The following is a 22,682-nucleotide window of genomic DNA, read 5'->3' on the forward strand; positions in this document are numbered from 1 at the left end:
TCAGGGGTGTTCCCAGTGACAGCAGCTCTAACGTTCCGTGAGTGGCTCCGCAGCGAGATTATGCGGGTGTTGAATAAAAAGGTTACTCCGCCGCCCTTTGTTATCTGGTGCGACCCCCAGAGGGAGTGGCGGGAATTGCTTGTAGCGGCTGCCGAGGGTACCTTTGAGCTCTGGGCGGACGAAGAGCACGAACTTATCATCCGCGGCCGGTTCTACACCGAGCCAAGAGTGCCGCGGGTGGTATGGCTGCCCAAGAGCCGGGGAGAGGTTACTTACTTCGAAGTTTTTGCTCTTGAGGCCACCGAAATACGCGAGATAAGCCTGCTTAGCGCTTTAGCGGAATTCGGGGTAGAGATACCCCGAGATCAGGAGACAGGCATACGTTCCTTTTTACCCGCTCACGTAAGAGAGTGGGTGGACATGCCTCTTCTACACTGGAAGGAGAACCTATCCAGCAGCGGGGTTAAAGAAACTCTGGTGGACGACGACCTCGTACTAAAGGTGTTAGCCCATTATGGGGCTCCCTTTGACGATTTCCTTGACGGTTATCGTTACCCCGTATTTGTGCGCCGCGTGCAGGAGGACTTCGGCTTGCCTGCTCCAACAGAAGATGCCGATAGTTGGAGGATTCGGGCTGTGGCGCGGCTTCTTTGTACGGAAGCGGCGCATCGGGTACCGGCAAGCCCACCGGGGGAAGATGACCGGATAATTGAAGCCGGGCCTGCCCGGGAGCGGGCGCTAAAACTCCTGGAACGCTGGCGGAACCATGTCGAGTATATGGATTCCTTCGAGGAGATATCGATTAAGGCCGATGGGACAACATCGCTTGCCTACTGGGCCGAGCGGTTGAGCCTTTCTCCCGGACCACTGTCGTCTCACGCTGTGGAAGAAACGCTTTTCCGAAGAGAAATAAATCTTCTTGCTTCGAAAGAAGATTTTCAGGAACTGGCGCAGTATTTGGAGGAGAAACTCCCTTACTATCTTGCCCATGCGGAATCATTCTGGAGCAGCCGGGCTAAGCGCAAAGTGGGATGGGCCGAGCTTGCGGTTTTGGCAAAGACGGCCAGCCTGCTTTTAGAACAGTCGAATATCGAGAAGGAATGGCAAACACCAGGGGACGCCGTGAACTGGTACAAGACCGTTGGCTGGCAGGTTGATCAAGCGGGAGAGGTTTTATTCAGGGAAGCGTCGGACTTCGACGGCGGGCTCGTATCCGTCCGGGACCGGTTGCGCCGGGCATACCTCCGTCACCTGGATCGTGTAGGGACCGCCTTTTCGGAGCTTCTTGCCCGGCACGGCGACGCCGGATTTGGCTTACCTTATGCCGGCGAGCTTCTCCTTCCTCTCCTTCAACAGAAGGATCCGACGGCGGTTGTGGTACTCGATGCCTTGCGGTATGATCTGGGTTGTGCTTTGGCTGCGGCGCTCAATCGCGGCGAGCCGGCACTACGGGCGGAGGTTCTACCGGCACGCGCACCGGTACCTTCAATTACCGCACTCGGAATGCCTTTTGCCCTTCCGGTAAACCCCAAGCTTATTCACATCAGCATCGAGCCTGGAAAGGCACCGATTCCCTGGAAGGTTACCGTTAATGGTTTTGAAGGGGACCTCACGATTGCTGAAAAACGCCATGACTGGTTGCGTGCTAACTTTAAACTTAAAGAAAAAGCTTTTCTTACTATGTCGCAGGTTTTTAACCCTGAACCGCCTGGACCGAAGGAGGTCGGCCGCCTCGTCTTTGTCTTCGGGGACAGTTTTGATACGGAAGGCCATGAAGGGCGCTTACAGACCTTTGGGGTAGAGGAGTACGTTGAACGATACGCAAGAGCCATCCGACGGTTGCGTTCTATCGGTTTTAATACGGTGATTATCGTGACAGACCATGGCTTCTTTCACTGGGAGCCGGAGAAGGACGAAATAGAGAGTAAACCTACGGGGGAGGCTCTCTGGACTTCCCGCCGGGCAGTCGTAGGATATGGTCTTAGACATTCGTCTGCCGTCCGGCTGCCGGTGCCAGGGAGCGATCTTGAATGCCTGGTTCCCCGGAGTATAAATGCCTTCAAGACTTATGGAGGGCTGGGTTTCTTCCACGGGGGCGCCACCCTGCAGGAACTCATTATCCCTGTTGTTATTGTACGATGGCCGAAGAAGGGCAAGAAAGTAGCGGCTGTTCTTAAATCCGTTGCCGAAGTCACCTCGCTTGCACCGCGTTTTACTGTATCGCCCGGCGGTGTGGAGTACCACCGCAATCTGTTCGGTGAACCGGATTCAAATCTGCTTGCTCGCCGAGTAATGGTCAAAATTGTGGACCCTGGCAGTGGCAAGGTTCTTTTCAAGGCCGAAACTGTCTGTACTTTAGAACCTGGTGGAGAGGCACAGGTTGTAGAATTAAGACCGGTAGGGGGGGCGACGGCGGCTTTTGGTTCAAAAGTGTATGTCCAGGTAATAGACGCCGATGATGAAGAAATCCTCGATCAACATGAGGTGGTATTGAAAGTAGAAATGGATGAGTGGCTATAGGGGAGAGGTTAAGATGATTCCGGATCAGATTGACCTGAAACTGGCCGGTGCTTTTGCCGGACGTGTTGTACGCAAGGACCTGGTAAGAAAACTTAAGGTAGGCTTTAACGTCCCCGTTTATGTATTGGAATATCTCTTAGGAAAATACTGCTCTTCAACCGATGAAAAAGAAATTAAAGCCGGGTTGCAACATGTGAAGAGCGCTATCTCCGAACGCATTGTGCGGGGTGACCAGGTGGAACTGGTTAAGTCACGGCTGCAACGGCAGGGATCTTTAAAGCTCATAGATCTCGTAACAGTCACTTTTGACGAAAAAGATCAAGCAGGGAAATACTGGGCGCGTCTTGCCACATGCGGTTTAGACTGGATCCACATTGACGCTGATGTAGTCCACCGGCACGAGCGGCTCTTAACCGGCGGTATTTGGTGTAACGTGGAGCTGGTTTACGACGATTCGATTGTTCACCGGGGAGTGACTCGTCCATTTGTTTTGCAACGCTTAGCGCCGATTCAGGTTGCCAGTGCTAACTTTGAGGAGTTCGTGGAAGGACGCACTCAGTTTTCGCGCGACGAATGGATTGATGTCCTGCTGCGAACAATGGGATATGAGCCGACTCATCCAGACTTTACTCACCGACGAAAGCTGCTTTTTCTTCTTCGTCTCGTGCCGATGGTCGAAAAGAACTATAACCTGATCGAGTTGGGGCCCCGGGGGACCGGAAAGTCGTATGTTTATCGCGAGATTTCCCCGTATGTTATCTTATTGAGCGGCGGACAGGGAACTGTTCCCGATCTTTTCGGGTGGAAAGGTCGCAAGGATAAGCCCGGGCTGGTGATTAAGTATGATGCTGTCGCTTTTGATGAGGTGGCGGGCTCGAACTTCCGCTCAGATAGTGATAAGCAAATGTACAAGGGTTATATGGAGCAGGGCTCATTTTCGCGGGGTGACGATAAAGGCACTCTTTCTGCAGACGCCGGCATTATCTTTAACGGTAATCTCGACGGCGATGTGGAAACAACGGCCAGAGTCTCTCATCTCTTCGTGGCACTACCGGAAGCCATCCGGAATGATATGGCCTTTCATGACCGGTGGCATGCTTATCTCCCGGGTTGGGAAATGCCTAAGATGCAGCCCGATTATTTTACTACTCATTTAGGCTTTGTTGCTGATTACATCGCCGAAATCTTCCATAACGAATTACGTCGGCGAAACTACACCGATCTTTATGACCGCTGGTTCCGTCTGGGCAGCCATGTAGAGGAACGCGACCGGAAGGCCATAGTGCGGACAGTGTCGGGCTTGATCAAACTACTCCATCCGGATGGCCGGTGCGAAAAGCAAGAATTGGAGGAATACCTGGCTTTCGCCATCGAGCACCGCCGGCGTGTGAAGGAGCAACTCAAGCGAATGGGCGGCATCGAGTACGCAAAGGTAAACCTTTCTTACATTGATAAAGAGACAGGTCAGGAGACCTTTGTTGCCTGTAAGGAATTGAGTTCCGGCCAGATGATTCCCGAAGGCCCCCTGGCACCGGGAGACGTATTTACTGTTGGCTTTGATCCTGATGAGGGCCGGTATTCTCTCTACCGGATCCAGGTTTCGGCTACACCAGGCCCCAACCGGTTTCTTGTTATGGGGAATACTTCTCGGTCCATCAAAGAGTCGGCCCGGATGGCTTATGATTATCTGCGGGCGAATATTACCAAAATTGGTATTGACCGTGACCTGTCGAGTTATGACATTAATATCCAGGTTATGAGCCTGATGCAAGGCAAAGATGCCCGCGACCTCGGTGTTGCCTTTTACGTAGCCCTCATCTCAGCCATCCTCGGACGCCCTATTGCTGCCCAACTTGTAGTGTTAGGACAGATGAGCATCCACGGGGTGCTCAGCCGCGTGGAAGGACTCGCTGACAAGCTTCGCATCGCTATGGATGCCGGTGCCCAGCGGGTGATTATCCCTACGGAAAACCGGCGGGACTTTGCTGAACTGCCAGTAGAAGTGATTGACAAGCTGCAGATAGATTTTTACAGCGAGCCGAACCAGGCTGTGTTCAAGGCTTTAGCGGATGTGTAAGTCTATGTTAACGTTTGCACCCAGCGAAAGTCTGATATAATTAGCTTGTGATCCTTTTTTCGCGAGGGATAGAATGGAGCAGCATCCCCTTCCCGGCCCTGCCCGGGCGAAGCCCGTTCTTTTTGCTGCAGGATTTTTGCTTGTTCTATATGCCCTTGCGGTTCTCCTTGCCTGGAGCCTGGGCCGGGGGTTCTGGTTGCCGCTGGCCGTTCACTTTAAGAATGAACTTTCCGCATCTCCAGCCCTGACCCTGGTGGCAAGCGGCGATGTCATGCTCGGCCGCCGCGTTGCCGGAGCAATGGAGGAGAAGGGGATGTTCTATCCCTTTGCCCGGGTTGCACACCTGCTCCAGGGTGGCGATCTCACCTTTGGCAACCTCGAGTCCCCCCTTTCCCGGCAGGGTACACCCCTGCCCGGAAAAGGGATCTGGTTTCGCGGCGACCCTGGCGCTGCAGTTGCCCTGAAAGCGGCCGGTTACGATGTTTTGAGCGTCGCGAACAACCACACCCTTGATTACGATGATCCGGCTTTTCTTGAGACCCTCGCGGTTTTGAGAAGAGCAGGAATCGACCCTGTGGGCGGAGGGAAGAACAGCATTGAAGCCGCGCAGCCGGTTTTCAAGGAAGCTAACGGGTATAAAGTGGCGTTTCTGGCCGCCACAGAGATGGCAGACATCTTCTGGAGCTGGGAGAACCCCCGCACCCTGGAGGCAACGCAGGAAAGACCCGGAGTTGCTGCACTTGAAGCTCGCCGGCTGGAGAACACCATCCGGTCCCTCGAGGGGCGGGCGGATCTTGTTGTTGTCTCCCTTCACTGGGGAACGGAATACTCCGACTACCCGACCCCGGCCCAGCGGGAGATTGCCCACCGCCTCGTGGATGCCGGCGCCGATTTGATTATCGGCCACCATCCCCACTGCCTGCAGGGGGTGGAGTTGTACCGGGGTTCCTTGATTGCTTACAGTCTGGGCAACTTCGTTTACGACCGGCAGCGCCGCCCCAAGTGCCAGGAAGGGCTTCTTTTAAGGGTGCGCTACCGGGGCCCCTGGCTCCGGGAGGCTTTGGTCTACCCGGTTCTGATTCAAAACGAACAGCCGCGTCCCGCTGCAGGGGATGCCGCCGGCCGGATTTTGCAGCGGACTGCTGCTTTAACAAAGAAACTGGGGACTTCCCTGGAGATCGCCGATCAGGTTGGAATTGTGAGCGCAAACTTGAATACCGGAAAGGGAGCATCTCGAGATGAAAAAACTGGTAATTCTTGATGGGAACAGCCTCGCCCACCGCGCCTTTTACGCCCTTCCTCTCCTCACCACGACGACCGGCCTCTACACCAACGCCGTTTACGGCTTCACCAACATGCTGCAAAAAGTCGTCCGCCTGGAAGAGCCGGACTATCTGGCGGTCGCTTTTGATAAAGGAAGGGTTACCTTCAGACATCAGGATTTCGAGGCGTACAAGGCGCACCGGAAGGGAACCCCTGAGGAGCTCCGTCCTCAGTTTCCCCTGATCAAGAAAATCCTGCGCGCCTTCCGGATCCCGATTCTCGAGATAGAAGGGTATGAAGCCGATGACCTGATCGGTGCGGTTGTCAGGGCCGCTGAAGCCGAGGGGATTGAAACCCTGATTGTCACGGGGGACCGGGACATGCTCCAGCTGGTTACCGAAAAGACGACAACCCTGATTACCCGGAAAGGGATCAGCGAGCTGGAGCGCTTTACGAAGGAAGGGGTCAGGGCGCGCTACGGGGTGGAACCGGAGCAAATCCCCGACTTGAAAGGGCTGGTGGGGGACCCCAGTGACAATATTCCCGGCGTTCCCGGAATTGGGGAAAAGACGGCGGTGAAGCTCCTTCAGAAATTCGGGAGCATTGAGAACTGCCTCAACCACCTTGAGGAGCTTCCCAAAAAGATCGGGGCGCTCTTGAAAGATTACGGGGACCAGGCGATCTTAAGCAAAAAGCTTGCCACGATCGACCCGAATGTTCCCATCAAGGTCAGCTTTTCTGATCTCGCCGTTTGCCGGCCGGATTACGAAGAACTGATTGCTGCTTTTCAGGAACTGGAGTTCAAAACGCTGTTGAAAAACCTGCAGCCGGAACTGCCGGCCCTTGACACGGCTGCCTGCCCCGGGGCGGCGTCGAGCCGGATCATTGAAGGGCCGCAGGACCTGCTTCCGCTGGTTGAGGAGATCAAAAGGGCGGGGCGGGTTGCCGTCAGTACGGATCGGGGCTCCCTCCCGCCGCTGAGGGCGCCTTTGACGCGCCTGGGATTGGCCTGGGGGGAGGAGGCGGGCGCGACGGTGGAACTCCCCCGGGATCCCGCCTTACGGAAGGAGATGCTTTCCTGCCTGGGCGGTCTCCTCGCGGACCCCGCCTGCACCAAGTTGTGCCACGACGCCAAGGCCGAGACGGTGATCTGGGCGCGCCATTCAATCGCCATCCGGGGGATTGCCGGAGATACAATGCTTGCCGCTTATTTACTGAATCCCGCCTCCTCCAACCCGACCCTTGAGGAGATTTCCCTGAAATACCTCAATCAGGTTTTGGCTTTTTCCGATTCCGATCCGGCAACCCCGGGCCGGAGGGCTTTGGCCGTTTACAACTTGTGGCCGGCGCTGGAGGCGGAGCTGCACGCAGCCGAACTTCTTCCCCTCTTTCGCGACCTCGAGCTGCCTTTGTCCGGCGTTTTGGCCCGCATGGAACTGGCAGGGGTCAAGCTGGACGTAAATCAACTCGAGGAGATGTCGCGGGAGTTTGGCCGCCAGCTGGATGCTTTAACTGAAGAAATCTACGATCTGGCAGGTGAGAGCTTCAACATCAACTCACCCCGGCAGCTGGGACAGATCCTTTTTGAAAAGCTGAAACTCCCGGTAATGAAGAAAACGAAGACGGGATACAGCACCGATGCTGCTGTTCTGGAGGAGCTGGCGCTCTACCACGAAATAGCTGCGAAGCTCCTGGAGTACCGCCAGTTGATGAAGCTCAAGTCCACTTACATTGACGGGCTGCGGAGTTTAATCAGCCTGGAAACGGGGAAGGTTCATACGACCTTCAACCAGACAATCACCGCGACGGGGAGGTTGAGCAGTACGGAGCCGAATCTCCAGAACATCCCCATTAAAATGGAGCTGGGCCGCAAGATCAGGCGCGCCTTTGTTCCTTCGGTCCCCGGCTGGTTGATCCTGGCTGCCGATTATTCCCAGATTGAATTGAGGATTCTCGCCCACATGTCCCGGGATGAAAATTTGCTTGATGCTTTCCGGCGCGGGGAGGACATTCATACCAGGACGGCTGCCGAGGTTTTCGGAGTCTCCCCCGAACTGGTTACCCCGGACCTGCGCCGGAGGGCAAAGGGGGTTAATTTTGGAATTGTCTACGGGATTACGGATTTCGGTCTGGCCCGGGACATCGGGGTGAGCAGGGAGGAGGCCCACGCCTATATTGAGAACTATTTTCGCCAGCACCCCGGCGTGAAGCGGTTTATCCAGGAGACCATCGCCCGGGCAAGGGAAAGGGGCTATGTCAGCACCCTGTTGAAGAGGCGCCGTTTTCTCCCGGATCTTTTGAGCAGCAACCGGGCGGTGCGTGCCTTTGGGGAGAGAACGGCGATCAATACCCCGATTCAGGGGAGCGCTGCCGATATCATCAAGCTGGCCATGCTCCGCATCGATCGCGCCATTCAGGAGAAGGGCCTGCAGGCCCGGATGCTCCTTCAGGTGCATGACGAGCTTGTCTTCGAACTGCCCCCCGAAGAGATCCCGGTCCTCGTTTCTTTAGTGCGCGAGGGGATGGAGAAGGCGATGGAACTCCTGGTTCCGCTGGAGGTGGAGATCAAAATCGGCCCCAACTGGTACGATTTAGTAAAAGTGGAGGAGTACGATGCCCGAACTGCCAGAAGTTGAAACGATTATTTTGTCTCTCAGGCCAAAGGTCGCGGGAAGGCGCATCGACCGGGTGGAAATATTTCTGGAAAAGGTCGTTAAAGAGCCGGACCCCGAACGGTTCAAAAGGGAAGTTGCGGGAAGGGTGATTGCAGGCATCAAAAGGCGCGGAAAATATCTGCTTTTTCAGCTGGAAGGGGGCCTGGTGCTTGTGGTCCACCTCCGGCTGACAGGGCAGCTTGTTTATGCTTTGCCCCAGGCGCCCCGGGACAGGCACACCCACGTGCTCTTTTATCTGGATAATGGCGCCGAACTCCGTTTTCAGGATTTACGCCAGTTTGGGACGATGCACCTCATACCCGGAGACCGGCTGAACAGGTTTCGCCCGCTGCTCAGCCTGGGCCCCGACGCCCTGGACCCTGCCCTGACAAGGGGCCTTTTTAAAAGGCGCATGATGGGAAGAAAGGGCCAGATTAAAAAGCTTTTGCTGGATCAAACCTTTGTCGCGGGAATCGGCAATATTTATGCGGACGAGATTCTCTGGCAGGCGCGGATCCATCCGGAAAGGGCAGTGGATACTTTGAGCTCCTGGGAACGGGGGAAGCTTTACCAGGTAATGCGGGAAGTTTTAACGCGGGCCATCGAACACCGGGGGACAACCCTCCGGGATTATGTTGATGGGGAAGGACAGCCGGGCGGCTACCAGGCCCTGCTCGCCGTCCACGGCAGAGAAAACGAGCCCTGCCCTGCGTGCAGGAGCCCGATCGTTCGGGTGAAAAACGGCGGGCGGAGTTCTTATTTTTGTCCTAACTGCCAGAAATAGGATAAGGGCCGGGACAAACACTTCCTTCACCCCTGCATAATAACCTGTTAAAGTGGGGGTGAAGGTAAGGTATGAATCTGGGAGCCCTCCTCTTTTTTGCCTTTGCCTTGAGTCTGGATGCTTTCAGCGCCGGTGTAGCCTACGGTTTGCGCCAGATCAGGATTTCCTTCGGCTCTCACCTGGTTTTCGGCCTTGCCTCAATGCTTACGGTGGGCCTCTCCATGCTTTGCGGGGATCTGGTGGCGCGTTTTCTGCCGGTAATCTGGGGGGAAAGATTGGGAGGGGCGCTCCTCTTCGGAATCGGCTTGTGGTGGTACCTGCGGGGAAAAAGGGAGAAGAGAGAGGCTGGACGGCAGGACGAGCATCCCAAAACCGTGGCCCGGCTCCGGTTTGCCTCTCTTACGGTGCTCGTTCAGATTCTTGAAGAGCCGGCCTGCGCGGACCTTGATGCCTCAGGAACCCTGAGTACGGCGGAATCCCTTTTTCTGGGCTTTGCCCTTTCCCTGGATGCGCTGGGCGCTGGTTTTGGGGCAGCCCTTGCCGGTCTTAACGGTTGGCTCGCAGTCTGCCTGGTTGGCTTTTTTCAGCAGCTGTTTCTTCTCCTGGGCATCTGGGTTGGATGCTCACCCTCTCTCGCGTGGCTGCGGGCGCAGGGTTCTCTCCTGGCAAGCATTGTTTTGTGTCTCCTGGGGCTGGTCAGGTTTTTGCAGGCAGGTTGAAGTTAAGGGAGGTTCACCTTTGCGGGTAATCGGACTCACAGGAGGCATTGCGAGCGGCAAAAGCCTCGTCAGCCGGCTGCTTCGGGAACTGGGAGCACTGGTTATAGATGCCGACCAGATTGCGCGGGAGGTGGTGGAGCCCGGGAAGCCGGCCTATCATTCGATTCTCCGGGAATTCGGAAATCAGGTTTTGAATCCCGACGGTTCCTTAAACAGGCAGGCCCTGGGCCGGCTTGTTTTTTCTGATCCCCGAAAACTGGAGAGGCTGAACCAGATCACTCATCCTCTGATTATTGCAGAAATCCAGAAACTTTTAAAAAGCTACCGCCTTCTCTTTCCTGAAAAAGCCGTTGTTCTGGATGCTCCCCTCCTTTACGAGGCAGGGCTGGAGAGCATTGTGGATGAAGTTTGGGTTGTCTATGTGGATTATCCGACCCAGCTCCAGCGCCTCATGGAAAGGGATGGATTAACCAGGGAAGAGGCGCGCCGGAGGATTGAAGCCCAGCTTCCTCTTGAGGAAAAGGTGAAGCGGGCCGACCGGGTGATCGATAACAGGGGTACGCCGGAGGAGACGGCGCTCCAGGTAAGAAAATTTTGGAATGAAATTGCGAAGTCCCAATAAGATTAAAATTAGAGCCGAATCAGAGATGTGGAGTTGATGCAATTGGTCATAGTCAACCTCCGGCACCTCCGCTGGTATTTTCTGATTGTGCTGGTTATCATCAGCGTTCTTTATTTTCTTCAGGCAAAATGGTTCTGGAAACTCTTCTACCCCTGGCCCTACCGCCGGGAAATTACGGCAGCAGCATCCCGTCATCAACTTGATCCGCACCTTCTTGCCGCTTTGATCCGGGTGGAGAGCAGATTTGATCCGCATGCCCAATCAGATGTTGGGGCGCGGGGTTTGATGCAGGTGATGCCGAAAACCGCGCTCTGGGTGGCCCGCCAGATCGGCCTGGAGGATTTCCATCCCGACCTCCTCTACCAGCCCGAAGTTAATTTGCTGATCGGAAGCTGGTACCTGGCCCATTTGTTTCAAGAGTTTCAGGGAAATCTCAACGCTGCTCTTGCTGCCTACAATGCAGGGAGAGGAAATGTGAGGGCATGGCTGGAAACGGGCCAGTGGAAGGGGACCGCGGCCGATCTCCGGCGGATCCCTTTTCCCGAAACCCAGGTTTACCTCAGGTCCGTGCTGCGGGATTACGAAATATATAAATACTTGTACGGCGAGGAAAACTTAAAAGGATCTTAAGCGATGTTGGCGAATTTTACTTGGAACAGGCTAGAGAAAGGGGTTTCAGGAGCAAAATGGAAGGTTTTTTGGTGGATTCCCTTGCCCAGGTGGCAAAAATAAAAAAGGACCCCAAACGAAAATTCTACTCTGCAACCCCGGAGGAAATTCTGGTCGGGGCAACGGCCGATATCTATTTTGTGCGCACTTATGAAATACTGAATCGTCTGGGGCTGCTCGATACTCCCGTCATGGCCGAGATCTTTTGCCGCCGCGCAGGGGTTTTTGCGGGCAGCGAAGAGGTGCTGGGGCTTTTAGAAGGGAGACAGGTCAGCGTCTGGGCGCTTCCGGAGGGGAGTCCGATGGAGCAGAAGGAGGTTGTCATGCGAATTCGGGGTCCCTACCGGGAATTCGGATTATACGAGACGGCAATCCTCGGTTTTCTTGCAAGCTCTTCGGGCTGGGCGACGGCAGCACGGGAGGTGAAGGAGGCGGCCGGAGCAAAGCAGGTGCTGTGCTTCGGCGCGCGCCACCTTCACCCTGCGGTGGCGCCTGTCATGGAAAGGGCGGCCCTGATCGGGGGGTGCGATGGCGCAAGTTGCATTCTGGCCGCAAAGCTGGCCGGCCGGGAACCGCAGGGGACGATGCCGCACGCCATGATTTTGATTGTAGGGGATACCGTGGAGGCGGCGCTGGCCTACCACCGGTTTATGCCTCCGGATGCCCCGCGTACTGTTCTTGTTGATACTTTTAAAGATGAAGCCGAGGAGTCATTGAGGGTTGCCCAGGCGCTGGGCAGGAGTTTGACCGGAGTCCGCCTGGATACACCTGGCGAGCGGGGCGGAGTTACGCCGGAACTTGTGAAAGAAGTGCGGGCGCGCCTGGACCAGGCAGGCTTCAACCACGTTCGCATTTTTGTTTCCGGGGGCCTTAATCCCGACCGGATCCGGATCCTGAGTGAAGCAGGGGCCGATGCCTTCGGGGTGGGGAGTTATATTTCAGGTGCGCCGCCGATTGATATGACCCTGGACCTGAAAGAGGTGAACGGGAAACCCTTGACAAAACGGGGAAGGATTCCCGGTGAAACTCCCAACCCCCGCCTGGTGCAGATAAAATAGAGGCATAGAGAGGAGAGCTCCTTTCATATAAATATACCAGGTACTGGTATTTATGGAGGGGGCTTTCCGTGGGGAAGGGAATGCGCTTCTGGGCAAGCTTTGTTGTTGTCTTTTGCCTCACTGCTACCCTGGTTTGCCTGCTCTTCAAAGCAGTGGGAAGGGAAGGGAAGGTCTTTGTGCAGATCGCCAGGAATCCGGCTTCTCTCGATCCCGCCCTGATGTCCCGTTCTGAGGAGAGGTTGGTCGGGGCCGCCCTTTACGAGGGTTTGGCGCAATACAACGCTGCGCAGCGGAGATATGAGGGCGTCCTGGCCGAAAAGTGGGAGGTTGCCCAAAAAGGGCGAATCTACACCTTTTTTTTGCGGAAGGGTTTGCGTTTTCACAACGGGCTCCCGGTTACGGCCGGGGATGTCAAGTTCAGCTGGGAAAGACTCCTGGAGAGTGATAATTGCACTGGCTATGGGTATTTGCTTCAAAATGTAATAGGGGCCGAGGAAAAGTTGAGAGGCATCACCCGCGGGGTAAAGGGTTTGGAAGTGCTTGATACCTATACCCTCCGGGTGTTTTTGAAAGAGCCTGATTGGACCTTTCCTGCCGTTGTGAGCAGTCCTGCCCTGGCAGTTGTGAGCCAAAAGGCTGTTCAGAAATCCGGGCCGGCTTACGGCAGCCCCGGCTCCCAAGTGGTGGGGACGGGCCCCTTTTATCTGGCAAGCTGGGGGCCGGGGAGAATTGAACTCCGCAGGAACCGGCGGTATTTCGGAAAAAAACCCAAGGCTGCTGCTCTGCAGTTTCTCGTGATGGAAAAACCCCATGATGTGAAACGCTACTTTGAGGCCGGGAGGCTGGATGTTTTAGCAGGGGTTCCCCCCCAGCTTGCTCTTGCTTTAGAAGCGGAAAAGGTTCAAAAGAGCAAGCCCGGTTTTGCGATTGTAAAAAAGCCGGTGCTGGCCCTTTATTTTTTGGGGTTTAATTCAGAGCAGGATCCTTTTGGGAAAAACCGGGATTTGCGTCTGGCAATTGACCGCGCCCTTGACAAGAATGGGATTACCAGGGAATTGCTGGGGGCGGGAGGAAGGGCATTAAAAGGATTTTTACCCCCGGAGCTTTTATTCTCTGAACGGGATGCAAGCAGAGAAGGGGTTGCGGGGAAGGTAGAAGCCCTGCGGCTTTTGGCCAGGGCGGGCTTTCCCTGCGGTTCGCGTCTTCCTCCGCTGGTTTTTGCCTACAATGAGAGCCCCGGCCACGAATTTCTGGCGCGCTTCCTGCAGGAGCAGCTGGGCCAGGTTGGAATCGATCTTCAGATAAGAAAAATTCCCTGGCAGAAGTTCCAGAACGATTTGCGCAAGGGAATTTATCCTTTTTTCCGGTTGGGTTGGGAGGCCGATTACCCCGAGGCGGGGAACATTCTTTATTACAATTTTGCCAGCACGGAAATAGGCAGGAATAATTACACCAGGTACCGAAACGAGACGCTTGATGCCCTTTTACGCGAGGCCCGCGGAGAGCAAGACCCCGAGCGGCGCGCCGGGCTTTACCGCAAGGCGGAAGAAATTATTCTGGCCGAGGCCCCGGTTGTCCCCCTTTTCCAGCGGGTTGCTGTCTTTGTTTACAGGAGAGAACTCCAGGGTTTCAGCGTGGACCCTTTGGGCAGGATAGATTTCAGCCGCCTCTGGAAAACCGATTCGCGCCTTTACACATTTCGGAGAAAGGATTAAAATAAAGAATGAAGAAGAAGGGAGTGGCTGCAGGTGCCGACCTATGAGTTTATTTGCCGGAGTTGCGGCAACCACTTTTCTCTGTTCACCACAATTGCCGGGCGTGCAAAGGCATGCTGCCCGTCCTGTGAAGGCCGTGATTTACAGCAGGTTTTTAAGGGTGCGATGTTCCTCAAGGGAGGATCCGGCGGAAGCGAGAGCAGCGGTTCCTCCGGCGGTGGCGGCTGCACCCGGACGAGTTGCAGCGGCTGTCCCGGTTGCTGATTGAAAACAGCGCCCTTTTCTGATCTCGCAACTATGGTTTATTGACAAAGAGGCAGATTGATTTTATAATATCAACTGGAACTAAGCGTGTCGGAGTGGCGGAATTGGCAGACGCGCACGTTTGAGGGGCGTGTGGGCAACCGTGCGGGTTCAAGTCCCGCCTCCGACACCATCTTTAGACGCACGGAGGTTTATCCTCATAACAACCTCTACTCGATTGTCAGGGTAGAGGTTAATTGTTTCTATGTACCTTTCGATAATCTGCTTCAAGTTGTGTGGCTCCACCTCATCCAAAATTTAAAGATTCCCCGGACTGAATTAAGGTACTTAAATGAACATTTTGCTTAGCATATTGCTTGATATAGTTCACAGGCTCACCTGCTTATCCATGTAAAATAGTGTTGAAAATTGTCATAATGCCCTAAATTAAAGCCGAAACCTGCTGCGGTTAAAAGTAGCAGGTTACTTATTCGTCGTTTCGATCCTCACCCGGCTGAAAACCGCGGGTACAAATAAAATTTATTTTTTGTAAACATCTCCGCGGGGCCCTATGGCCTCAATAATTATTAATCGTTCTTCGATTTTTACGTTATAAATAATCCGTATGTCACCAAGGCGGTACCTGTACTTTTGGCTAAAGCCGCGCAATGGCTTAATGTTTGGCCCGCGTATAGGGTTGGCGCAAATTGTCTCAATTGCAGTCGCAATGCGTTTCTGGATGGACCTGTCGGCACGTTTAAGATAGCTGCGAGGCTGGGCTAATAGCTGGACTTTATAGGTCGAGTTCTCGCTTGAGTTCATCCCAGCTAAGGCCGCCTTCCTGATATTGCCCCTCACTCAAGGTTGCTCTCTCGCTTTCCGGCCAGTCCAGGTAAATGCAGTCGCGACATACGGGGCAAATGAATTCGTCATGCCAGGTTTCGCTTTCCTCCGCATTTGGATTATCCAGTAGATCAGCCAGCACCAGAGGCGTGCCGCATACGGGACAAAATGGGTCAATGTAAAATGGTTTGTTGCCAGGGCGCGGTTTGGCTGCGCTTTCTGGTTGTCCGCTTTTTACCAGCCTTTCCAGATACCTTTTGGCCCTTGCTATGTTTTGTTCCGGAAGCCTGTCAACCAGGCGGTGGAGCTCTTCCTTGGGCAAGCTCATCAAAAATCACCCTTCCTGGAGTGTACTTACTACTTGGCCTCTTTGCACTGCTTGCCTCTCCGCCTCTTTAGGCCGTTAATGAAAATGGCTAAGTCCATGATATCTAGTTTCCCGTCCTGATTTAGATCAGGGCGGGGTGTCGCGATGCCACCAAGAGGGGGTAGAGGGGTCAGGTTGGGTATGGTTGCCGGAAGGCTCATTGCCAAGAAGGTAATCAGCAGAAACATTAAAAACATCGGCTAATTTTTTAATTTACCCTCACTAAGCTGTTTGCTGATTTTAGTGTATCCATATTCGGCAAAAATAGCAATGAGCAAATAGGTGAAAACATAGATCATTCTCCTTCTGGAGGAGGAATATCTGGAGGCAATTGCTGTCGTATTTTACCAGGATGTGCCAGGATGTGTTCACTGATGCACCTTTTGGTGTGGCGCAGCGGGGGTCTCCGCCGCGCTGCCTGCGGGGAGGAGAAAGATGCCTTTTAAGGAGCAAGAAGGGAAAAGGCATTTACAAAAATCAGCGGGTGGGGGCAGCGGTGGTGCGGGGCTCACCGGCAGGAGGGTTCTTTCTGTCGTGCCGAAAGATCGCGATTGCCGCGTCGGGGCAGACGGTTTGACAGGTGCCGCAGACAATGCAGCCGGTCATGCGGGGCTCGACGGTCGGAGAGCCGTTAAAAGCCAGTTCTTTAGACCACTCGATTACCTTCGTGGGGCATTTTTCGATGCACAGCCCGCAGCCTTTGCATAATTCAGGAAAAACGGCAAAGATTCCCCGGTCGTTTTCGTAGATGTTGGGCTTCCACCTGGGTTCCATTTCGAAAGAAGTCTCCTTTAAGGTTTTTGCAAGATTCTTTACTATTTTCCCACCCGTTCCGGTTCGATATGCTATTTTTTAAAACTGTTCTTGAAGAGGTTATTTTTGCGTTTGGACAGGCCTCGCGGGGGAACCGCATCGGGGTCGAAGGAGTTGCAGGCGGAGCTGCTGGCTAAAATCCAGTTGACGATTAGCCGCGCCTTTTCCAGCACTTCGTCTGCGAAATCGCGGTCGTAAACGCTTCTCACCAGGGTGTAGTGGGGATTTAAAAAGGCAAGTGCATCATGAACCTCGGCGGGAAGGTTGGGAAAAACTTTTTTCGCGAGCACCAGAAGGTTGTTTTCGCTTGGAATCGTTTCCCCCAGTAAACCAGGATAGTTTGCCTTTAGGAGCTTTTCGAGGGCCTGCCGGATGAGCAGGGTGGCCTGATCGTACTGGCTTTTTTGGTACATTTCCAGTGCCATGTTCCAATCTTTCTGAGCATCCCTCAGGCAGTAAGAAGCCTCTCCCTTTTTGGGGCGGGGTTTGCGTTTTCCAAAGGGCCAGAAGAGATCCGCAGGGCTCAGAAGATCGAAAAGACCCGGAACCCTTTTTATTTTTTCCTCTCCCATTTTTGCACCCCCCTTCATTTTCCTTTAATTTCATTTTAGACCCGGGAGTTTCCCGCGTCAACGCGACGGTGCTTTAAAAGGCAGGGTTCGGCGCGGAAAAGCGAGGAAGAGCAAAATGGTTATTTTTTTTCCTTCGAATTGTGGTATACTTTCAAAGAACGGGCCATCTTCTACATCCAGGAGGGATAACCATGAACGAGATCCGGGTGCGTTTTGCCCCAAGTCCCACAGGAAGCCTGCACATCGGAGGTGCCCGGACTGCTCTTTTCAATTGGCTTTACGCCCGTGGCAATGGAGGCCGTTTCATCATTCGAATTGATGATACAGACCTCTCTCGCTCCACCTCGGAATCCGCGCGGGAGATTATTTCTGCCCTCAGGTGGCTGGGGCTTGACTGGGACGAGGGGCCGGAGGTAGGAGGCCCCTACGGACCCTATTTCCAATCTGAACGGCTGAATTTATACAACGAGGCGGCGCAGCATTTACTGGAGCGGGGGTTGGCCTATTACTGCTACTGCACCCCTGAGGAGCTTGCGGCGCGCCGGCAGCAGGCCTTAAAGGAAGGAAGAGCACCCCGTTACGATGGCCGCTGCCGGGAGCTGTCGCGCGAGGACCGCATCAGAATGGAAAAAGAGGGGCGCCGTCCTGTAGTCAGGCTCCGGATTCCCGATACCGGGTCGACAGTGGTGCATGACCTGATCTGGGGGGACGTTTCTTTTGCCCACGAGGTCCTTGATGATTTTATCATCATGAAGTCCAACGGGATTCCCACGTACAATTTTGCAACTGTTGTTGACGACATCGGGATGAAAATCACCCACGTGCTCCGGGCAGAAGAGCATCTTTCCAATACGCCGCGCCAGATTTTGGTCTTTCAGGCACTGGAACAAACCCCCCCTGCTTTTGCCCATCTTCCCATGATTTTGGCCCCCGACCGGACCAAACTGAGCAAGCGGCACGGCGCAACTTCCGTAGAAGAGTTTCGGGAGCAGGGATACCTTCCCGAGGCCCTGCTGAACTATCTTGCCCTGCTGGGTTGGTCGCCGGAGGGAGAAGTCGAACTTCTCTCTCTAACCGAACTGGTCAGCCAGTTTTCCCTCGCGCGGGTAGGGAAGACGGCAGCGATTTACGATATCAAAAAGCTCACCTGGATGAACGGGCATTATTTAAATGAAATGGATTTGGAGCGAGTCGTAGAACTGGCGATTCCGTTTTTGCGGCGGAAGAAACTGGTCCCTGAAGACATTTCTGAGGAACTCTATCAATACATTTTCAAAGTAGTCGGGGCCGTCCGGACGCGGGTCAAAACCCTGGAGGAGGTGGCCGAGGCCTCAGAGTACTTCTTTACCGACGATTTTTCATATGAGGAGAAGGGCGTCAGGAAGTATTTTCAGAAGCCCGGTGTGGCGGAGCTTCTGGAGACTGCCGGACGGCGGCTCGCGCAGCTCGATTCCTTTGATCTGCAGAGCGTTGAGGAAGCCTACCGGAGTCTGAGCGCGGAACTCGGTGTTGGGACGGGGGAGATCATCCACCCGACGCGGCTTGCCCTTTCAGGGCGGACGATGGGGCCCGGCCTCTTCGACATCATGGTAATTTTAGGAAGGGAAAAAACCCTGCAGAGGCTTGCCCGGGCCGTCGCGTTCATAAAAAGCCAGAAGTAGCTCACGAGAGGGGCGTAAGACCTCTGCCGATGGTGCTTGACGGAGGAGAGTTGGTCTATTATACTTAAAAGTGAGAGTGAGTTGCGGGATGGTGTAGCGGTAGCACAGGTGACTCTGGATCATCTAGCCCAGGTTCGAATCCTGGTCCCGCAGCCAATCTGTGGCCCTATCGTCTAGCGGTCGAGGACACCACCCTCTCAAGGTGGAGACACGGGTTCGAGTCCCGTTAGGGCTACCAGAAAAGAAAATATTTTAAGGTTCTGCCGCCTGACCGGCGGCTTTTTTGCACCTTGCGAATCAGAACGGGCAGGAGGCTGTTTTAAATCCTTAAACGGGAGTCATGCTTTTTGCTTCGAGCCTTTTTCGTTATTTTTACAGTTGCCCTCAGCTTCGCTTTTCCGGTCGCCTATGCCGGGGAAGGGAGTGTTTCCCGTCCGGCTTTTCTTACCCTGCACGATCCCGGCCGGAGGGTTTTAGTCATTGCTCCCCATCCTGATGACGAAACCTTTGCGGCCGGCGGAGTGATCCAGAGAGCGGTTAAAAATCACAGCGCCGTTAGAGTTGTAATTGTTACCAATGGGAGCAGTTTTGTCCGGGCCGCCCAGCTGTTAACCAAAAAAACGAAATTGGATCCCGCTGATTTTTTGTATTTGGGAAGAGTGCGGCAGAAAGAATCCCTCGAAGCCCTCAAAATACTTGGTGTCAAGAGAAGCCAGGTTAGCTTTCTCGGGTACCCCGACCGGGCTCTTTCCGGTTTCTGGATTCAGGCTGGAGGGGATGGAGAGAAGCTGGCTGCCGATCTGTGGGGTTTGTTTGAAGATTTTAAGCCAACGGATGTCTATTACCCTTTTGCGGGGGATGAACATCCCGACCACCGGGCGGTAAGCACTTTTGTAAAATATGTTCTTCTTTCTCACCCCTGGCCGGTGCGGGAGCATCAGTACCTGATCCACTACCAGAAAAACAGGTGGCCGCCCTTTTCTGGATTATCCCGTTTTGTTGCCCTGACACCCCCGTCTGATCTCCAGAAAAAGGGTTTGATTTGGGAGGTATTTCCGCTGAGGCAGGAGGAGATCAGGAGAAAAGCCCTGGCGATAAACAAGTACCCCACCCAGCTCCGGGCCGTTCGGGGCCGGTATCTTACCTTTATCCGAACCAACGAACTTTTCGTTGTTCCCGCTCCGGGCTGCCCGGTAAACATCCCCGGGCCCCGGTTCAGCGCCGGGTGTCGGGAAAAAATTTAATTAATACCGCTCCGGCAAGAAACCCGCCGACATGGGCCCACCAGGCGACCGGGTTTGCGTTTAGGCCGGCTGCACTGAAGCCGTTCAGAAGTTGAATAATGAACCAGAAGAGGAGAAAGAAGAGAGCAGGCACCTCGATGATTGTGATAAAGAAGAAAAGGGGAACAAGGGTCAGGATCCGGGCGTGGGGGAAGGTGAGAAAATACGCGCCCAGGACCCCGGCAATTGCCCCGCTTGCGCCGATGATGGGGACCTGAGAACCGGGATTGGCAATAATGTGGGCGATGCTGCCGAGCATCCCCACCAGGAGGTAGAAAACAAGGTAAGGGAGGTGCCCCAGCCGATCTTCGACATTATCTCCAAAAACCCACAGGTACAGCATATTTCCGATGATGTGGAGCCAGTTGCCGTGGAGAAACATGGCCGTTATGAAGGGGAGGACGAGCGGTAAAAGAGGGGCCCCTGCAGACAAAAGGGCCTCCACTCTTGCGGGAATAACTCCGTAAGCGTAAAAGAAGCGGTTGAGTTCCGGCTCGGCAAGAGTAATTTCTTTAAAAAAAACCAGGATATTTAAAGCTATGAGAGCCACGTTCACGTATGGAAAACGCCGGGAGCGGGTGCTGTCGCGCAGAGGGATCATGCTAGGCCTCCTTTGCCTGGTTAGATTTTAATATAAATTTGAGGTTTTGGGTACCCCTAAACTTCAGCTTACCCCTTCAAAAGACGGGAGATGTCTGGTGCTTCTTTCCTGAAAAAAGGAGTTTTGCCTTCCCCCGGGAGATTGTTTGTTGGGTGTTTCTGGTGGTGTTATAATCAAAACAGATAAGGCCAGCAGGAGAGTGGATGGTTTCATGCCTGAAGAATACGCGGCAGGAAATTATGATGTGGTTGTCGTAGGGGCAGGCCACGCCGGTTGCGAAGCGGCTCTGGCTGCCGCAAGGATGGGGTGTCAGGTCCTTTTGCTTACCTTGAATTTGGACTACGTTGCCCTGATGCCCTGCAATCCTGCGGTTGGGGGGCCCGGAAAGGCCCATCTGGTGCGCGAGGTTGATGCTCTGGGCGGGGAGATGGGGGTGAATACCGACAAGACCTACCTCCAGATGCGCATGCTCAATACCGCAAAGGGGCCTGCGGTGCGGGCTTTGCGCGCCCAGGTGGACAAAAAGGCATACCAGCGCGAAATGCTCAAAACCCTGCTCAGGGAGCCGAACCTGGATTTGAAGCAGGGGGTTGCCGAGAGGATCCTGGTGTCAGGCGACCGCGTCCTGGGAGTTGTCACACAGACAGGGGCCCGGTATACAGCCCGCGCGGTTGTGTTGACAACGGGTACGTATCTGAGGGGAAGAATTATCATCGGCGATGTCACGTACCCGGGCGGCCCCAACGGACAACTGGCGCCGGGAGAACTCGCGGCATCGCTGCGGGATCTCGGTTTTGAACTGGTGCGTTTCAAAACAGGAACCCCGCCGCGGGTAGACAGAAAGAGTGTTGATTTTTCTAAAATGGTCATTCAACCCGGGGATGATGAGCCCCTTTGCTTCTCTTATCTCTCGAAAAGGGAGAAGCGCCCCCAGTTGCCCTGCTGGTTGACCCACAGCAACGAACGGACCCACGCGATAGTGCGTGCAAACCTGCACCGGGCACCGCTTTTTTCGGGGATTATTGAGGGGGTTGGGCCGCGTTACTGCCCTTCCTTTGAGGATAAGGTGGTCCGGTTTCCGGAGCGCAGGGGCCACCAGGTCTTTCTCGAGCCGGAAGGGTGGGACACTGATGAGATGTATGTCCAGGGGATGAATACAAGCCTCCCGGAGGATGTCCAGCTTGCGGTTCTGAGGACGATGCCAGGCCTGGAAAATGTTGAAATCATGCGGGTCGGTTATGCCATTGAGTACGACTGCTTGATTCCCGCTCAGCTGGAGCCTACCCTGCAGACCAAAAGCATTAAGGGTCTCTTTACGGCTGGCCAGCTGAATGGAACCTCGGGATATGAGGAGGCGGCTGCCCAGGGAATTGTTGCGGGAATCAACGCCGCCCTTTACGTTCAGGAAAAAGAGCCCCTGGTTTTGAAGCGTTCGGAGGCTTATATCGGCGTCCTGATCGATGACCTTGTCACCAAGGGAATTCGGGAGCCCTACCGGATTTTAACCTCCCGCGCCGAGTACAGGCTGCTCTTGAGGCAGGATAACGCGGACCTGCGCCTCACGGAGCTCGGGCGCAGGGTTGGACTTGTTTCCGATGAACGCTACCGCGTTTTTCTCGAAAAGGTGCGGTTGCTGGAACGGGAGAGGGCCTGGCTGGAGCAGACCAGCATTAGACCTGCGCCGGAGGTGCAGGAGTACCTGGCCGGGAAAGGAAGCGCTCCTCTCAAGGGTGGGGTCACGCTGAAAGAACTCCTGAAGCGGCCAGAGCTGAGCTACCGGGATTTAATTTTATTAAGTGGAGAGGAAAAAGAAGTTCCTCCAGAAATTGCCGAACAACTGGAGATTCAGGTCAGGTTTGCCGGTTATCTGGAGAAGCAGGAGGCCCATGTGGCGCGCCTGGAGAAAATGGAGAACAGGCGGCTGCCGGATGATTTCGATTACACTCAGATGCGGGGTCTTTCCCGCGAGGCAAGGGATAAGTTGGCCCAGGTGAGACCGCGCACGCTGGGACAGGCCTCCCGCATCCCCGGTGTCACCCCGGCAGATATTTCCGTATTGCTGGTTTACCTTGAAAAGCGGCGCCGGAGCGGTTCCGAAAAGGTTTGACAAATGAGAAGTATTATCATAAAATAAAGCCGGTGCAAGTTGAAAGTGCGAAAAATATATTCTTTTTTTTCGGTTGTGATTGATAAACGTTCTCAATTGGCTTGGGAAAAA

The 22,682-nt window shown here is 54.5% G+C and carries 19 protein-coding genes and 3 tRNA genes; 17 read left to right on the forward strand and 5 right to left on the reverse strand.

Translation table 11 applies throughout. From position 1 onward, the window contains the following. Nucleotides 1-15: 15 nt before the first annotated feature. The 12 genes from HPY58_01925 to HPY58_01980 all read left to right on the forward strand — a co-directional run bounded on the left by HPY58_01925 (nt 16) and on the right by HPY58_01980 (nt 14,517). Nucleotides 16-2,520, forward strand: coding sequence for a PglZ domain-containing protein (locus HPY58_01925; GenBank protein ID NPV28416.1), 2,505 nt, complete (start codon nt 16-18; stop codon nt 2,518-2,520). A gap of 13 nt (nt 2,521-2,533) precedes the next feature. Beyond that, on the forward strand, nt 2,534-4,597 hold the full coding sequence (gene brxL, locus HPY58_01930; protein NPV28417.1) for a protease Lon-related BREX system protein BrxL: 2,064 nt from the start codon (nt 2,534-2,536) through the stop codon (nt 4,595-4,597). Nucleotides 4,598-4,670: 73 nt separating this feature from the next. Further along, nucleotides 4,671-5,858, forward strand: a complete 1,188-nt coding sequence (locus HPY58_01935; GenBank protein ID NPV28418.1) for a CapA family protein — start codon at nt 4,671-4,673, stop codon at nt 5,856-5,858. Then, entirely contained in the window at nt 5,836-8,496 is a 2,661-nt protein-coding gene (polA, locus tag HPY58_01940) for a DNA polymerase I (protein NPV28419.1), read from the forward strand. Before HPY58_01935 ends, polA begins: the two co-directional genes overlap by 23 nt. Continuing rightward, entirely contained in the window at nt 8,474-9,298 is an 825-nt protein-coding gene (gene mutM / locus HPY58_01945; GenBank protein NPV28420.1) for a bifunctional DNA-formamidopyrimidine glycosylase/DNA-(apurinic or apyrimidinic site) lyase, read from the forward strand. Before polA ends, mutM begins: the two co-directional genes overlap by 23 nt. Before the next feature lie 71 nt (nt 9,299-9,369). Continuing rightward, nucleotides 9,370-10,017 carry a sporulation membrane protein YtaF gene (ytaF, locus tag HPY58_01950; GenBank protein ID NPV28421.1) on the forward strand — a complete coding sequence of 216 codons (648 nt, stop codon included), beginning with the start codon at nt 9,370-9,372 and terminating at the stop codon, nt 10,015-10,017. Nucleotides 10,018-10,036: 19 nt separating this feature from the next. Next, complete coding sequence (locus HPY58_01955) at nt 10,037-10,639, forward strand: dephospho-CoA kinase (GenBank protein ID NPV28422.1); 603 nt, start codon at nt 10,037-10,039, stop codon at nt 10,637-10,639. A 42-nt stretch (nt 10,640-10,681) separates the two neighbouring features. Next, nucleotides 10,682-11,269 (forward strand): lytic transglycosylase domain-containing protein, encoded by a 588-nt coding sequence (locus tag HPY58_01960; protein ID NPV28423.1) that lies wholly within the window; start codon nt 10,682-10,684, stop codon nt 11,267-11,269. 56 nt (nt 11,270-11,325) lie between these two features. Next, entirely contained in the window at nt 11,326-12,366 is a 1,041-nt protein-coding gene (locus HPY58_01965; protein NPV28424.1) for a nicotinate phosphoribosyltransferase, read from the forward strand. Nucleotides 12,367-12,434: 68 nt separating this feature from the next. Beyond that, the gene (locus tag HPY58_01970; GenBank protein ID NPV28425.1) at nt 12,435-14,081 is read left to right on the forward strand and encodes a peptide ABC transporter substrate-binding protein; all 1,647 of its coding nucleotides are present in this window, start codon (nt 12,435-12,437) and stop codon (nt 14,079-14,081) included. Nucleotides 14,082-14,114: 33 nt separating this feature from the next. Continuing rightward, nucleotides 14,115-14,345 carry a zinc ribbon domain-containing protein gene (locus HPY58_01975; protein ID NPV28426.1) on the forward strand — a complete coding sequence of 77 codons (231 nt, stop codon included), beginning with the start codon at nt 14,115-14,117 and terminating at the stop codon, nt 14,343-14,345. A gap of 89 nt (nt 14,346-14,434) precedes the next feature. Next, nucleotides 14,435-14,517, forward strand: a tRNA-Leu gene (locus HPY58_01980). Between the two features lie 347 nt (nt 14,518-14,864). Here the strand turns inward: HPY58_01980 and HPY58_01985 are convergent. The 4 genes from HPY58_01985 to HPY58_02000 all read right to left on the reverse strand — a co-directional run bounded on the left by HPY58_01985 (nt 14,865) and on the right by HPY58_02000 (nt 16,919). After that, nucleotides 14,865-15,182: a type II toxin-antitoxin system RelE/ParE family toxin gene (locus HPY58_01985; protein ID NPV28427.1), complete on the reverse strand. Its 318-nt coding sequence runs from the start codon at nt 15,180-15,182 to the stop codon at nt 14,865-14,867. Next, entirely contained in the window at nt 15,118-15,495 is a 378-nt protein-coding gene (locus tag HPY58_01990; GenBank protein ID NPV28428.1) for a hypothetical protein, read from the reverse strand. Before HPY58_01990 ends, HPY58_01985 begins: the two co-directional genes overlap by 65 nt. Nucleotides 15,496-16,011: 516 nt before the next feature. Beyond that, nucleotides 16,012-16,308, reverse strand: coding sequence for a 4Fe-4S binding protein (locus HPY58_01995; protein ID NPV28429.1), 297 nt, complete (start codon nt 16,306-16,308; stop codon nt 16,012-16,014). 71 nt (nt 16,309-16,379) lie between these two features. Continuing rightward, a complete protein-coding gene (locus HPY58_02000) occupies nt 16,380-16,919 on the reverse strand; it encodes a HEPN domain-containing protein (protein NPV28430.1) in 540 nt (179 codons plus the stop codon). A 191-nt stretch (nt 16,920-17,110) separates the two neighbouring features. Between HPY58_02000 and HPY58_02005 the strand changes: the two genes are divergently transcribed. The 4 genes from HPY58_02005 to HPY58_02020 all read left to right on the forward strand — a co-directional run bounded on the left by HPY58_02005 (nt 17,111) and on the right by HPY58_02020 (nt 19,824). Then, a complete protein-coding gene (locus HPY58_02005; protein NPV28431.1) occupies nt 17,111-18,580 on the forward strand; it encodes a glutamate--tRNA ligase in 1,470 nt (489 codons plus the stop codon). An 82-nt stretch (nt 18,581-18,662) separates the two neighbouring features. Beyond that, nucleotides 18,663-18,736: transfer RNA gene (locus HPY58_02010), tRNA-Gln, on the forward strand. Nucleotides 18,737-18,742: 6 nt separating this feature from the next. Further along, a tRNA-Glu gene (locus HPY58_02015) sits at nt 18,743-18,818 on the forward strand. 109 nt (nt 18,819-18,927) lie between these two features. Beyond that, nucleotides 18,928-19,824 carry a PIG-L family deacetylase gene (locus HPY58_02020; GenBank protein ID NPV28432.1) on the forward strand — a complete coding sequence of 299 codons (897 nt, stop codon included), beginning with the start codon at nt 18,928-18,930 and terminating at the stop codon, nt 19,822-19,824. Here the strand turns inward: HPY58_02020 and HPY58_02025 are convergent. Continuing rightward, a complete protein-coding gene (locus HPY58_02025) occupies nt 19,796-20,464 on the reverse strand; it encodes a rhomboid family intramembrane serine protease (GenBank protein ID NPV28433.1) in 669 nt (222 codons plus the stop codon). The genes HPY58_02020 and HPY58_02025 overlap by 29 nt on opposite strands. A 211-nt stretch (nt 20,465-20,675) precedes the next feature. On the opposite strand from HPY58_02025, the gene mnmG reads away from it, so the two are divergent. After that, entirely contained in the window at nt 20,676-22,571 is a 1,896-nt protein-coding gene (gene mnmG, locus HPY58_02030; GenBank protein NPV28434.1) for a tRNA uridine-5-carboxymethylaminomethyl(34) synthesis enzyme MnmG, read from the forward strand. Nucleotides 22,572-22,682: the final 111 nt, after the last annotated feature.

Source organism: Bacillota bacterium, assembly GCA_013177945.1.
In the GTDB taxonomy this organism is placed as follows: Bacteria; Bacillota; DSM-12270; order Thermacetogeniales; family Thermacetogeniaceae; genus Ch130.

Excerpts from the sequence above, each read along its gene's own strand:
- brxL (NPV28417.1), top strand. The coding sequence starts at position 2,534 with ATGATTCCGGATCAGATTGACCTGAAACTGGCCGGTGCTTTTGCCGGA.
- HPY58_01935 (NPV28418.1), top strand. The coding sequence starts at position 4,671 with ATGGAGCAGCATCCCCTTCCCGGCCCTGCCCGGGCGAAGCCCGTTCTT.
- polA (NPV28419.1), top strand. The coding sequence starts at position 5,836 with ATGAAAAAACTGGTAATTCTTGATGGGAACAGCCTCGCCCACCGCGCC.
- mutM (NPV28420.1), top strand. The coding sequence starts at position 8,474 with ATGCCCGAACTGCCAGAAGTTGAAACGATTATTTTGTCTCTCAGGCCA.
- ytaF (NPV28421.1), top strand. The coding sequence starts at position 9,370 with ATGAATCTGGGAGCCCTCCTCTTTTTTGCCTTTGCCTTGAGTCTGGAT.
- HPY58_01965 (NPV28424.1), top strand. The coding sequence starts at position 11,326 with ATGGAAGGTTTTTTGGTGGATTCCCTTGCCCAGGTGGCAAAAATAAAA.
- HPY58_01990 (NPV28428.1), bottom strand. The coding sequence starts at position 15,495 with ATGAGCTTGCCCAAGGAAGAGCTCCACCGCCTGGTTGACAGGCTTCCG.
- HPY58_01995 (NPV28429.1), bottom strand. The coding sequence starts at position 16,308 with ATGGAACCCAGGTGGAAGCCCAACATCTACGAAAACGACCGGGGAATC.
- HPY58_02000 (NPV28430.1), bottom strand. The coding sequence starts at position 16,919 with ATGGGAGAGGAAAAAATAAAAAGGGTTCCGGGTCTTTTCGATCTTCTG.
- HPY58_02005 (NPV28431.1), top strand. The coding sequence starts at position 17,111 with ATGAACGAGATCCGGGTGCGTTTTGCCCCAAGTCCCACAGGAAGCCTG.
- HPY58_02025 (NPV28433.1), bottom strand. The coding sequence starts at position 20,464 with ATGATCCCTCTGCGCGACAGCACCCGCTCCCGGCGTTTTCCATACGTG.
- mnmG (NPV28434.1), top strand. The coding sequence starts at position 20,676 with ATGCCTGAAGAATACGCGGCAGGAAATTATGATGTGGTTGTCGTAGGG.